Consider the following 12,670-nt stretch of genomic DNA (forward strand, 5'->3'; position numbering starts at 1 on the left):
CTTCCTTATGAATTTTGTGGAGTGAGGCGCTCGAACAGCGCTTCCAGGGTGTTGAAACGTTCTTCGGGGCGTTCCATCGGTACCAGGAAGCGGAACTGGGTCGCGCCTTCGAACTTGTAGCGTTTGGGCTGGCCCTGGATCAGCTTGATCAGGGTCAGCGGGTCGACCGGGGTCTCGGCCTCGAACTCGAGCTTGCCGCCGTTGGGGCCGGCGTCGACTTTCTTGATGCCGAGCTTTTCCGCCTGCAGCTTGAGCAGGGTCAGGCGCATCAGGTTCTTGGTCGGCTCGGGCAGCAGGCCGAAGCGGTCGATCATCTCTACCTGCAGGTCCTTGAGGCCTTCTTCGTCGGCCGCCGAGGCAATGCGCTTGTAGAGGATCAGGCGCGCATGCACGTCGGGCAGGTAGTCCTCGGGGATCAGCGCCGGCAGGCGCAGGTTGATTTCCGGACCGCCGCCCAGCGGCTGCTCGAGGTTGGGCTGGGTGCCCTTGCGGATGGCCTTGACCGCGCGCTCGAGCATTTCCATGTACAGGGTGAAGCCGACCGCCTGGATCTGCCCGCTCTGGCCTTCGCCGAGCAGCTCGCCGGCACCACGGATTTCCAGGTCGTTGGTGGCCAGGACGAAGCCTGCGCCCAGGTCCTGGGTGTTGGCGATGGCCTCCAGGCGCTTTTCGGCGTCGGCGCTGATCTGTTGGCGCGGTGGCGTCAGCAGGTAGGCGTAGGCCTGGTGGTGGCTACGGCCGACCCGGCCGCGCAGCTGGTGCAGCTGGGCCAGGCCGAACTTGTCGGCGCGCTCGATGACGATGGTGTTGGCGCTGGGCACGTCGATGCCGGTCTCGATGATGGTCGAGGCGATCAGCACGTTGAAGCGCTTGTGATAGAAGTCGCTCATCACCTGTTCGAGTTCGCGCTCGCGCATCTGCCCGTGACCGATGCCGATGCGCGCCTCGGGTACCAGTTCGGCCAGTTCTGCGGCGCACTTCTCGATGGTCTTGACGTCGTTGTGCAGGTAGTACACCTGGCCGCCGCGCAGCAGTTCGCGCAGCAGCGCTTCCTTGACCGTGCTCTTGTTCTGCTCCATGACGAAGGTGCGCACCGACAGGCGCCGCGCTGGCGGGGTGGCGATGATCGACAGGTCGCGCATGCCCGACACCGCCATGTTCAGCGTGCGCGGAATGGGCGTTGCGGTCAGGGTGAGGATGTCCACCTCGCTGCGCAGGGCCTTGAGCTGTTCCTTCTGGCGCACGCCGAAACGGTGCTCTTCGTCGATGATGGCCAGGCCCAGGTCCTTGAAGCGCACATCGTCCTGCAGCAGCTTGTGGGTGCCGATGAGGATGTCGATCTTGCCTTCGGCCAGTTCCGCCGCGGCGCTGGCCACTTCCTTGGCCGACTTGAAGCGGCTCATCACCTCGACCTTCACCGGCCAGTCGGCGAAGCGGTCGCGGAAGCTGTTGTAGTGCTGCTGGGCGAGCAGGGTGGTGGGCACCAGCAATGCGACCTGGCGCCCGCCGTGTACGGCGATGAAGGCGGCGCGCATGGCCACTTCGGTCTTGCCGAAGCCGACGTCGCCACACACCAGGCGGTCCATGGGCTGGCCGGCGAGCATGTCGGCGCGTACCGCCTCGATGGCCGCCTGTTGGTCGGGGGTTTCCTCGAACGGGAAGCCGGCGCTGAAAGTGGCGTAGTCGGCGGCCGGATCGGCGAAGGCATAGCCTTTGCGCGCGGCGCGGCGGGCATAGATGTCGAGCAGTTCGGCGGCAACATCGCGCACCTGTTCGGCGGCCTTGCGCTTGGCTTTCTGCCAGGCTTCGGAGCCCAGTCGGTGCAGCGGCGCCAGGGCATCGTCGCTGCCGGTGTAGCGGGCGATGAGGTGCAGGTTGGCCACCGGCACATAGAGCTTGGCGCCCTCGGCGTACTCGAGGGTGAGGAATTCGGCGGCCTGGCCGTCGATTTCCAGGGTGGCCAGGCCCAGGTAGCGGCCCACGCCGTGGTCGATGTGCACCACCGGCGCGCCTTCGCGCAGCTCGGTGAGGTTCTTGATCACCGCGTCGTTGGCCGCCTCGCCGCGTTTCTCGCGACGCCTTCGCTGCATCACGCGCTGGCCGAACAGTGGGCTCTCGGCCACCAGGGCCAGGCCTGGGTCGTCCAGCAACAGGCCATCGTCAAGCGGGGCGATGGTGATCGCCAGACGCTCGTTGCCGGTGACGAAGTCGGCCCAGCCGTCGACGGTCTGCGGGCGCAGCTTCAAGCGCTCGAGCAGCTCCAGCAGCACTTCGCGTCGGCCCGCCGATTCGGCCGTGAACAGCACGCGGCCAGGGAACTGGTCGAGGAAGTTCGACAGCTCCGCCAGCGGCTGGTTGGCCTTGGCCTCGATGGCCAGGTTGGGCAGGGCGCGGGCCGGGAAGCGTTCGCGGCCGGCGCCAGGCTCGACGTCATCGGCGCCGATCACCACGCGCGGCCATTGCTTGAGGCGGGCGAAGCAGTCCTCGACCGGGAGGAACAGCTCTGCTGGCGGCAGCAGCGGGCGACTGAGGTCGCCGCGACGTTCTTCATAGCGCCCGCGCACGTCGTTCCAGAAGTGCTCGGCGGCTTGCTCCACGCCCGGCAGGGAGAACACCTGGGTGTCGGCTGGCAGGTAGTCGAACAGGGTGGCGGTTTCTTCGAAGAACAGCGGCAGGTAGTACTCGATGCCGGCGGGGATGATGCCGCTGGTGAGGTCCTGGAAGATCGCGCTGCGGCGGAAGTCCACGTCGAAGCGTTCGCGAAAGCGCGCCTTGAAACGCGTCACTTCGTCCTTCTGCATGGGGAACTCGCGCGCCGGCAGAAGGCGGATCGAGTCGACCTTGTCGATCGAACGCTGCGACTCCGGGTCGAAGGTGCGCAGGGTTTCGATCTCGTCGTCGAACAGGTCGATGCGGTACGGCGTCTTGCTGCCCATGGGGAACAGGTCGATCAGCGCGCCGCGCACGGCGAACTCGCCATGCTCGTAGACCGTGTCGACGCAGCGGTAGCCGCTGGCCTCCAGGCGCGTGCGCATCTGCTCGACGTCGATCTTCTGGCCCACGTCCAGCACCAGGCTGCTGCCCAGCAGGAAGCGCGTGGGGGCAAGGCGATGCAGGGCGGTGGTGATAGGCACGACGAGGATGCCGTGGTCCAGCTCCGGCAACCGGTACAGGCTGGCGATGCGCTGGGAGATGATGTCCTGGTGCGGCGAGAACAGGTCGTAGGGCAGGGTTTCCCAGTCGGGGAACGGCAGCACCGGCAGGTCCGGGGCGAAGAAGCGCAGCTCCTGCTCCAGGCGATCGGCGGCCTGGCTGTCGGCGGTCAGCAACAGGGTGAAGCGACCAGCGGTGCTGGCCGCCTCGGCGACGGCCAGGCTCAAGGCCGCGCCGGGCAGGTTGCCCCAGGTTTGTTTGCCGGCCGTGGCCGACAGTTTCGGTAGGCGCAGAACTGACACGGGAGATTGGACTCCAAGCGTTGCGGCAAAGAGATCGATTGTACCGGTGACGGGGCGCGCTGTCAGGCTCGAAAGGGCATTGCGACGGGGTCTGGCGCCGGCGACAGGCGCTCATTGCCCGATACGCCGCGGGGCGTCATAATGTAGCCCCTTTTTTGTTCCCCTACATGTGGAAGGTTACCGTGACTCAGAAGCCCGACCAGTGTCTTGGTGAGTGGATCGATCGTGAAGCCCTGGCTGAAGCGATGATCCCGCTTATCGGTCAGCTCTACCGCAACAACAACGTGGTGAGCTCGATCTATGGCCGCAGCCTGATCAACCGTTCGGTTATCTCGATCCTCAAAGCCCACCGCTTTGCCCGTCACCGTCAGACCGACGAGACCGAGCTGTCCGTCCACGAGACATTCCCCCTGCTCAAGGCCATGAGCGAGCTGAAACTGGGCGCCGCTTCGGTGGACCTGGGCAAGCTGGCCAACAAGTTCAAGGTCGAAGGCAATGGCCGCAGCGCCGAGCAGTTCGTGCGTGACGAACTGGCCGACGTCGTGGGTCAGCAGAACGCTTCCGCACGCAAGGGCACCGACGTCGTCCTGTACGGCTTCGGTCGCATCGGCCGCCTGCTGGCGCGCATCCTCATCGAGAAGACCGGTGGCGGCGACGGCCTGCGCCTGCGCGCCATCGTCGTGCGCAAGGGCGCCGAGAACGACCTGGTCAAACGCGCCAGCCTGCTGCGCCGTGACTCGGTGCACGGTCCGTTCGATGGCACCATCGTCATCGACGAAGCCAACAACACCATCACCGCCAACGGCAACCTGATCCAGGTGATCTATGCCAAGAGCCCGAGTGAAGTCGACTACACCCAGTACGGCATCCACGATGCGCTGATCGTCGACAACACCGGTGTATGGCGCGACGCCGACGGCCTCGGCCAGCACCTGGCCTGCCCAGGCGCCGCCCGCGTGATCCTCACCGCGCCGGGCAAGGGCGCGCTGAAGAACATCGTGCATGGCATCAACCACGGCGACATCAGCGCCGACGACAAGATCATCTCGGCGGCGTCCTGCACCACCAACGCCATCGTGCCGGTGCTCAAGGCCATCAACGACCAGTACGGCATCGTCAACGGCCACGTCGAGACCGTTCACTCGTTCACCAACGACCAGAACCTGATCGACAACTTCCACAAGGGCAGCCGTCGTGGCCGTGCCGCGCCGCTGAACATGGTCATCACCGAGACCGGTGCCGCCACCGCCGCCGCCAAGGCACTGCCGGTGCTCAAGGGCAAGCTGACCGGCAACGCGATCCGTGTACCGACGCCGAACGTGTCGATGGCCATTCTCAACCTGAACCTGGAGAAGGCCACCAACCGCGAAGAGCTGAACGAGTACCTGCGCCAGACCGCCATGCACTCGGACCTGCACAAGCAGATCGACTACGTCAGCTCCCAGGAAGTGGTGTCCACCGACTTCGTTGGCTCGCGCCACGCCGGTGTGGTCGACGCCGAGGCGACCATCTGCAACGACAACCGCGTTGTCCTGTACGTCTGGTACGACAACGAGTTTGGTTACAGCTGCCAGGTGGTCCGCGTGATGGAAGACATGGCCGGTGTGAACCCGCCAGCGTTTCCACGCTGATCCGCTTGTAATGCGTTGAAAAAACGGGAACCTTCGGGTTCCCGTTTTTTTTGCTCCTCGCATCAGTGCGATCGTTGTAGGAGCGGCCTTGTGTCGCGAACGGGCCGCAAAGCGGCCCCAGGTTTTCAGCGTCACTGCCACAATTGCCGGGGCTGCTGCGCAGCCCTTTCGCGACACAAGGCCGCTCCTACACCGACCGCGTGGGCAGGTCAACCGAGAGATCTAAGTTGCGCACAGTTCTTCTGCTCTGCCTGTTGTTGCTGTCAGCCTGCAACCAAGGCCCCACCCTCGAGCGCTTCGGCGGCCCGACCATGGGCAGCAGCTACAGCATCCAGTACGCGCGCCAACCTGGCGGCCCGGCGCCAGCGCAGGTCCAGGCCGAGGTCGAGGCCATCCTCCAGTCCATCGACGCCCGCTACTCCACCTACCGTGGCGACTCAACCGTCAGTCGTTTCAACCAGCTCCCGGCCGGCCAGTGCCTGGCGGTCGACGCCGACCTGTTCGAGCTGGCCAGCTTCGGTCAGCACCTGGCCGAACAGAGCCAGGGCGCTTTCGACCTTACCGTAGAACCGCTGCTCGATCTCTGGGGCTTCGGCCCCCAGGCCCGTGAGATGCACGTGCCGGATCCTCAGGCCCTGGCCATCGCTCGCCAGCGCGTGGGCTACCGTCACCTGCGTCTTGAGGGTGGCAGTCTATGCAAGGACGCCGCCATCGAGTTGGACTTCAACGGCATCGCCGCCGGCCATGCCGTCGACCTGATCGCCGAGCGCCTGCATGGCATGGGCATCGACAGCTTCCTCGCCGAAGCTACCGGCGAGCTCAAGGCCGTTGGGCGCAAACCCGACGGCAGTGCCTGGCGGATAGCCCTGGAGTTGCCACGAGAGGACCGCCAGATCGCCCGCCAGGTCATCGACGTGCAGGGCCTCGCCGTGTCCACCTCGGGTGACTATCGTCATTATTTCGAGGACAATGGCCGGCGCTATTCGCACACCTTCGACGCCCGCCTCGGGCGCCCGGTCGAGCATGACCTGGCGTCGGTGACCGTGCTCGACGCTTCAGCGTTGCTGGCTGATGGCTATTCCACCTTGCTGCTGATCCTGGGCCCGCGGCGAGGCTGGGACTTCGCCCTGGCCAATGGCATCGCCGCGGTGCTGGTGACCCGGGTCGAGGGTGGCTTCGTCTCCCGGTCTACCCCGGCGTTCGAGCAGGCGCTGAAAGGCGAGTGAAAGGCAAGCCACGGATGATCGCCGCCATGGAGTCGGTGGAACCACATGTAGTGCAGGCAACAGTGGCCTACGACGCGACCAAGGGTTAATGTGCGCGGCGTTCACGCTTGATTAGACTGCACCCGAATTTTCTCATGGCGCCCCGGCGACATGATCGCGCCCCGCGGCCATCCGGCCGGCGGGCCAGTTCTGAAGGAGTACGCATGGCTGTCTACAACTACGACGTAGTGGTGCTGGGTTCCGGCCCGGCCGGAGAAGGCGCGGCAATGAACGCCGCCAAAGCAGGGCGCAAGGTGGCCATGGTCGACAGCCGTCGCCAGGTCGGCGGCAACTGCACCCACCTGGGCACCATCCCGTCCAAGGCGCTGCGTCACTCCGTGCGGCAGATCATGCAGTTCAACACCAATCCGATGTTCCGCGCCATCGGCGAGCCGCGCTGGTTCTCCTTCCCCGACGTGCTCAAGAGCGCCGAGAAGGTCATCAGCAAGCAGGTCGCCTCGCGCACCGGTTACTACGCGCGCAACCGCGTCGACGTGTTCTTCGGTACCGGCAGCTTCGCCGACGAGCAGACCATCGAAGTGGTGTGCCCCAACGGTGTGGTCGAGAAGCTCAACGCCAAGCACATCATCATCGCCACCGGCTCGCGCCCGTATCGCCCGGCCGATATCGACTTCCACCACCCGCGTGTCTACGACAGCGACACCATCCTCAGCCTCAGCCACACCCCGCGCAAACTGATCGTCTACGGCGCCGGGGTGATCGGTTGCGAGTACGCCTCGATCTTCAGTGGCCTGGGTGTGCTGGTGGAGTTGGTGGACAACCGCGGCCAGCTGCTGAGCTTCCTCGACTCGGAAATCTCGCAGGCGCTGAGCTACCACTTCAGCAACAACAACATCACCGTGCGCCACAACGAGGAGTACGAGCGGGTCGAGGGCCTGGACAACGGGGTGATCCTGCACCTGAAGTCGGGCAAGAAGATCAAGGCCGACGCCTTGCTGTGGTGCAACGGTCGTACCGGCAACACCGACAAGCTGGGCCTGGAGAACATCGGCATCAAGGTCAATAGCCGTGGCCAGATCGAGGTCGACGAGAACTACCGCACAAGCGTGCCGAACATCTACGGCGCCGGTGACGTGATCGGTTGGCCGAGCCTGGCCAGTGCCGCCCACGACCAGGGGCGCTCGGCTGCCGGCAGCATCGTCGACAACGGCAGCTGGCGCTTCGTCAACGACGTGCCGACCGGCATCTACACCATTCCGGAGATCAGCTCGATCGGCAAGAACGAGCAGGAGCTGACCCAGGCCAAGGTGCCGTACGAGGTCGGCAAGGCCTTCTTCAAGAGCATGGCGCGCGCGCAGATCGCCGGCGAGCCGCAAGGCATGCTGAAGATCCTGTTCCACCGCGAGACCCTGGAAGTCCTCGGTGTGCACTGCTTCGGCTACCAGGCCTCGGAGATTGTCCACATCGGTCAGGCAGTGATGAACCAGCCGGGCGAGTTGAACAACCTCAAGTACTTCGTCAACACCACCTTCAACTACCCGACCATGGCCGAAGCCTATCGGGTCGCTGCCTACGACGGTCTGAACCGGCTTTTTTGAGCGGCTCCGGCCGGTGGCCTGAGCCGGTCGGGGAGACCGATTTCAGCCCTACCCGAGGGTGGTCTTGGCCAAACCGGGAAAGTCTGTAATCAGGCTGTCCACGCCAAAGTCGGCGAGCCGGCGCATCAGCGCCGGTTCGTTGACCGTCCACACCGACACGTGCAAGCCCTGGCGCTGTGCCTTGATCAGGCGTTCGGGAGTGCACAGCGTCCAGTTCAGCGCCAGCATCTCGCAGCCGTAGTTCTGCGCGACCTTCAGCGGGTCGAGCCAGGCGTACTCGGCAACCAGTCCGCGCTTCACGTCGGGCACCAGCTCCTGGGCGGCGCCCAGCACTTCCCGTGAGCTCGAGGTGATCGTCACCTTGTCCAGCAGGCCGTGCTGCTGGGCGAGTTCGCGAATCGCCAGCACGGTCGTGGCGGCGCGGGTGCGCGAGGCACTCTTGACCTCCAGTTGCCAATGCTCGAACGGGCATTTCTCGAACAGTTCCTCGAGCCGTGGGATGGGGCAGGGCTGCACATGGCCTGGGCCGCCCTTGCGCGCGTCGTAGGTGACCAGGTCGGCGGCGGTGTGCTCGACCACTTTGCCGCGCCGGCCGGTGGTGCGCTTGAGGGTGGGGTCGTGGATCACCATCAGCTCGTTGTCGGCCGACAGGTGCAGGTCGAGTTCGCAGCGGGTCACGCCATGGGACAGGCACTGGCGGAAGCTGTGCAGGGTATTCTCGGGCGCTTCGCCCTTGGCGCCGCGGTGGCCATAGATCAAGGTCACGTTCGTTCCTTCAAATCAGGGGGAAAGGGCTTCAGGACGCGGAGTCGTTCTGTTCCAGCGCCTGGCGTCGTTGCTGTTGCTGGCGCTGCAGGATATAGCGGGCCAGCAGCTGGCGCTGGGCGTCGGTCATGTCGATGAACTCGGTGCCCACTTCGTAATCGCCATCCGGGCGCGGGTCGCAATGGGTGACCCTGCCCCGCAACAGCAGGCCGTGCGCGCGAGGCATCAGCACCATCTTCACTTTCACGCGGGTGCCGGGGGCGATCTTGTGCGCCTGGGCGAACTCGATGCCACCTTCGGAAATGATCACCGGCAGGGGGTGGCCGATCTCGCCGATGAGGCTCTGCGCGACCACGGCGCTGAGCAGGTCGAGGCGCTTGTTCTGGGCGCGCAGGAAGGCTGCCAGGGTGCGGTCCTTCTCGCTCAGTTGACGCAACAGGTGCTGTGACTCGAAGTCGGACAAGTGCAGCTCGCTGAGCAGGTTGAATAGCTCGGAATCATCCTGCAACAGTTCTGTTTCAAGGGCTTCGCCCGCGCTGAGGGGGCTGATTTGCAGTGCGATCCGATCTTCGATGCGGTAGTATTCGCGGCGATCTTCTTCGTCTAATGTCGTCATGGCGAACCCAAGGTTACGGCGGTGGTCCGAGTGTAAAGCCGCCGTAGGCGCCTCGCCACAAGGACGTTCCCTTTCATCCGAACAAGCCCCGACATGTTCAGACCTCTATTCGTATTCATCGGTACGCGTTACACCCGTGCCAAGCGTCGCAATCACTTCGTCTCGTTCATTTCGCTCACTTCGATGATCGGCCTCGCCCTGGGCGTGGTGGTGATGATCGTGGTGCTGTCGGTGATGAACGGGTTCGACCACGAGATGCGTACCCGCGTGCTGGGCATGATCCCTCACGCCACGCTGGAATCCGGCCAGCCGATCGATGACTGGCAGGCCCTCGCTTCCAAAGTAAAGCAGAATCCGCAGGTGCTGGCGGTTGCGCCGTTCACCCAGATGCAAGGCTTGCTGACCCACGAAGGCAAGGTGCAGAAAGTGCTGCTCAACGGGGTCGATCCGGCCCGTGAGCGCGAGGTGTCGATCATCGACCGGTTCGTGCTCGAAGGCAGCCTCGACAAGCTCGCGCCGGGCGAGTGGGGCATCATGATCGGCGACAAGGCCGCGCAGAAGCTGGGCGTGGGCATCGGCGACAAGCTGACCTTCGTCGCGCCCGAGGTGAGCGTCACCCCGGCGGGCATGTTCCCGCGCATGAAACGCTTCACCGTGGTCGGCACCTTCCACGTCGGCGCCGGCGAAATCGACGGCTACCTGGGCCTGACCAACATTTCCGACCTGTCGCGCCTGCACCGCTGGAAGGCCGACCAGGTTCAGGGCGTGCGCCTGAAGTTCGACGACCTGTTCCAGGCTCCGCGCGTCGCATGGACCCTTGCCCAGCAGCTGGGCGAACAGGAGTACTACCCACGTGACTGGACCCGCACCCACGGCAACCTGTACCAGGCCATCCGCATGGAAAAATCCATGATTGGCCTGCTGCTGCTGCTGATCGTGGCGGTGGCGGCGTTCAACATCATTTCCACCCTGGTGATGGTGGTCAACGACAAGCGCGGCGACATCGCCATCCTGCGTACCCTGGGCGCCACGCCCGGGCAGATCATGGCCATCTTCATGGTCCAGGGCACGGTGATCGGCGTGGTCGGCACGCTGATCGGCGCGGTGCTGGGCATTCTCGGCGCGCTCAATGTGAGCGCGGCCATCGCCGGCATCGAGACCCTGATCGGGCACAAGTTCCTCAATGCCGACGTGTACTTCATCGATTACCTGCCGTCGCAGATCCAGGCCCAGGACGTGTACATGGTCTGCGGTGCGGCGCTGGTCCTGAGTTTCTTCGCCACCCTGTACCCGGCCTGGCGCGCCTCGCGCACCCAGCCGGCGGAGGCGCTACGTTATGAGTGAGTCGCGCATGAGTGATAAAGCCGTGTTGAGTTGCCGCAACCTGGGCAAGAGCTACGAGGAAGGCCCGGAGTCGGTTCAGGTCTTGTCGGGGTTGAACCTGGAGCTGCACCCGGGTGAGCGGGTGGCCATCGTCGGTAGCTCGGGCTCGGGCAAGAGTACCTTGCTCAACCTGCTTGGCGGCCTCGACACGCCTACCAGTGGCAGCGTCTGGCTGGCCGGCGAGGAACTGTCGGCGCTGGGCGAGCGGGCCCGTGGCCTGCTGCGCAACCGTGCCCTTGGCTTCGTCTACCAGTTCCACCACCTGCTGGCGGAGTTCACCGCCCTCGAGAACGCCTGCATGCCGCTGCTGATCGGCAAGACGCCGATCGCCGAGGCCCGCGAGCGCGCCGAGGCGCTGCTCAAGCGCGTCGGCCTGGGCCATCGGTTGAATCACAAACCGGCCGAGCTGTCCGGCGGCGAGCGCCAGCGCGTGGCGATCGCCCGCGCCCTGGTCAACCGTCCGGGCCTGGTGATGCTCGACGAGCCTACCGGCAACCTCGACCACCATACCGCCCAGGGTATCCAGGAATTGATGCAGGAGCTGTCGAACCACTCGCAGACCGCCTTCCTGGTGGTAACCCACGACCTCAACCTGGCGCGGCAGATGGACCGTGTGCTGCGCCTGGAAGACGGGCAGCTGGTGGCGATCTGAGTCGCCTGCATGGGGCGGCCTGAGGCGGCCCCGATTCATTTTTCACTTGGGTGTCCTCGTTCATGTTCAGACCCTTGTCGTTGTTCATCGGTGCCCGCTACACCCGTGCCAAGCGCCGCAACCACTTCATCTCGTTCATCTCGATGACTTCGATGATCGGCCTGTCGCTCGGTGTGCTGGCGATGATCACGGTGCTGTCGGTGATGAACGGTTTCCAGCGCGAAATGAGTTCGCGCGTGCTGGGCCTGGTGCCCCATGCCGCGATTCTCGGCGCGCAGCCGCTGGACGACTGGCGCAAGGTCGCCAGCGCCGCCGAAGGCAACCCTGCGGTGATGGCCGCGGCGCCGATCACCGAGATGGAAGGCATGCTCTCGTACAAGGGGGCGATGCAGCCGATCCAGGTCGCCGGCATCGATCCGGCCGAGGAGGGCAAGGTCTCCATCGTCACCCAGCATATCGTCCAGGGCAGCCTGCAGGACCTGGTGCCGGGCGAGTACGGCGTGGTCATCGGTGAATTGACCGCCCGGCGTTTTCGCCTGAACACCGGCGACAAGCTGACCCTGATCGTCCCGGAAATCAGCAAGGAGCCGGGCGGTATCACCCCGCGCATGCAGCGTCTGACCGTGGTCGGTATCTTCAAGGTCGGCGCCGAGCTGGATGGATCGCAAGCTTATATCCATGTCGCCGACGCCGGCGAGATGCAGCGCTGGGCGCCGGGCCAGGTGCAGGGCGTGCGCCTGAAGCTGCACGACCTGTACGCCGCGCCGCAGGTATCCAAGGCCATCGCCGCAGGGCTGGGCGACGGCTACCGCGCCGATGATTGGTCGCACACCCAGGGCAGTCTGTTCAGCGCCATGAAAATGGAAAAGACCATGATCGGCCTGCTGCTGATGATGATCATCGCCGTGGCCGCGTTCAACATCATCGCCACCCTGGTGATGGTGGTGAACGACAAGGGCGCGGATATCGCCATCCTGCGCACCATCGGCGCGACGCCGGCGCAGATCATGGGTACCTTCATGGTTCAGGGCAGCCTGATCGGTATCGTCGGCACGCTGATCGGCGGCGTGCTCGGGGTGATCCTGGCGTTGAACGTCAGCGCGGTGGTCGGCTGGGTCGAGCGGGTCAGCGGCCAGCACATCTTCACCTCCGACATCTACTTCATCAGCAGCCTGCCGTCGGAGCTGCAGTGGGGCGATGTGGCGATCATTTGCGTGGCCGGGCTGGTGATGAGCTTCCTGGCGACCATTTATCCTGCGTACCGCGCCTCGCAGATCGAACCGGCGATGGCGTTGCGCTACGAGTAAGCGCCATCGCGGGGCAAGACCGCTCCCACGCCCGCCT

9 protein-coding genes are annotated in these 12,670 nt (G+C 65.0%); 6 read left to right on the forward strand and 3 right to left on the reverse strand.

Annotated elements, in window-relative coordinates; genetic code table 11:
• Nucleotides 1-5 precede the first annotated feature (5 nt).
• Entirely contained in the window at nt 6-3,455 is a 3,450-nt protein-coding gene (gene mfd / locus N5D48_RS03600; protein ID WP_279881117.1) for a transcription-repair coupling factor, read from the reverse strand.
• 167 nt (nt 3,456-3,622) lie between these two features.
• Between mfd and N5D48_RS03605 the strand changes: the two genes are divergently transcribed.
• The 3 genes from N5D48_RS03605 (at nt 3,623) to sthA (ending at nt 7,910) form a co-directional block, all read left to right on the forward strand.
• Complete coding sequence (locus N5D48_RS03605; protein ID WP_279881119.1) at nt 3,623-5,086, forward strand: glyceraldehyde-3-phosphate dehydrogenase; 1,464 nt, start codon at nt 3,623-3,625, stop codon at nt 5,084-5,086.
• A gap of 227 nt (nt 5,087-5,313) precedes the next feature.
• Nucleotides 5,314-6,312: an FAD:protein FMN transferase gene (locus N5D48_RS03610; RefSeq protein WP_279881121.1), complete on the forward strand. Its 999-nt coding sequence runs from the start codon at nt 5,314-5,316 to the stop codon at nt 6,310-6,312.
• Between the two features lie 203 nt (nt 6,313-6,515).
• The gene (sthA, locus tag N5D48_RS03615; protein WP_279881123.1) at nt 6,516-7,910 is read left to right on the forward strand and encodes a Si-specific NAD(P)(+) transhydrogenase; all 1,395 of its coding nucleotides are present in this window, start codon (nt 6,516-6,518) and stop codon (nt 7,908-7,910) included.
• A 48-nt stretch (nt 7,911-7,958) separates the two neighbouring features.
• On the opposite strand, the gene N5D48_RS03620 is transcribed toward sthA, so the two are convergent.
• Nucleotides 7,959-8,675, reverse strand: a complete 717-nt coding sequence (locus N5D48_RS03620) for a glycerophosphodiester phosphodiesterase family protein (RefSeq protein WP_279881125.1) — start codon at nt 8,673-8,675, stop codon at nt 7,959-7,961.
• Nucleotides 8,676-8,706: 31 nt separating this feature from the next.
• Nucleotides 8,707-9,291 (reverse strand): PilZ domain-containing protein, encoded by a 585-nt coding sequence (locus N5D48_RS03625; RefSeq protein ID WP_279881126.1) that lies wholly within the window; start codon nt 9,289-9,291, stop codon nt 8,707-8,709.
• A 93-nt stretch (nt 9,292-9,384) separates the two neighbouring features.
• Here N5D48_RS03625 and N5D48_RS03630 point away from each other — a divergent pair, with 93 nt between their 5' ends.
• From N5D48_RS03630 to N5D48_RS03640, 3 genes are all read left to right on the forward strand, one after another.
• A complete protein-coding gene (locus N5D48_RS03630) occupies nt 9,385-10,635 on the forward strand; it encodes a lipoprotein-releasing ABC transporter permease subunit (protein ID WP_279881129.1) in 1,251 nt (416 codons plus the stop codon).
• Between the two features lie 7 nt (nt 10,636-10,642).
• Nucleotides 10,643-11,326, forward strand: a complete 684-nt coding sequence (lolD, locus tag N5D48_RS03635) for a lipoprotein-releasing ABC transporter ATP-binding protein LolD (RefSeq protein WP_279881131.1) — start codon at nt 10,643-10,645, stop codon at nt 11,324-11,326.
• A gap of 62 nt (nt 11,327-11,388) precedes the next feature.
• On the forward strand, nt 11,389-12,633 hold the full coding sequence (locus tag N5D48_RS03640) for a lipoprotein-releasing ABC transporter permease subunit (RefSeq protein ID WP_279881134.1): 1,245 nt from the start codon (nt 11,389-11,391) through the stop codon (nt 12,631-12,633).
• Nucleotides 12,634-12,670: the final 37 nt, after the last annotated feature.

The organism is Pseudomonas sp. GD03858, assembly GCF_029840925.1.
Taxonomy (GTDB): Bacteria; Pseudomonadota; Gammaproteobacteria; order Pseudomonadales; family Pseudomonadaceae; genus Aquipseudomonas.

Coding starts and splice junctions, on each gene's coding strand:
- N5D48_RS03605 (WP_279881119.1), top strand. CDS start 3,623: ATGTGGAAGGTTACCGTGACTCAGAAGCCCGACCAGTGTCTTGGTGAG.
- sthA (WP_279881123.1), top strand. CDS start 6,516: ATGGCTGTCTACAACTACGACGTAGTGGTGCTGGGTTCCGGCCCGGCC.
- N5D48_RS03625 (WP_279881126.1), bottom strand. CDS start 9,291: ATGACGACATTAGACGAAGAAGATCGCCGCGAATACTACCGCATCGAA.
- N5D48_RS03630 (WP_279881129.1), top strand. CDS start 9,385: ATGTTCAGACCTCTATTCGTATTCATCGGTACGCGTTACACCCGTGCC.
- lolD (WP_279881131.1), top strand. CDS start 10,643: ATGAGTGATAAAGCCGTGTTGAGTTGCCGCAACCTGGGCAAGAGCTAC.
- N5D48_RS03640 (WP_279881134.1), top strand. CDS start 11,389: ATGTTCAGACCCTTGTCGTTGTTCATCGGTGCCCGCTACACCCGTGCC.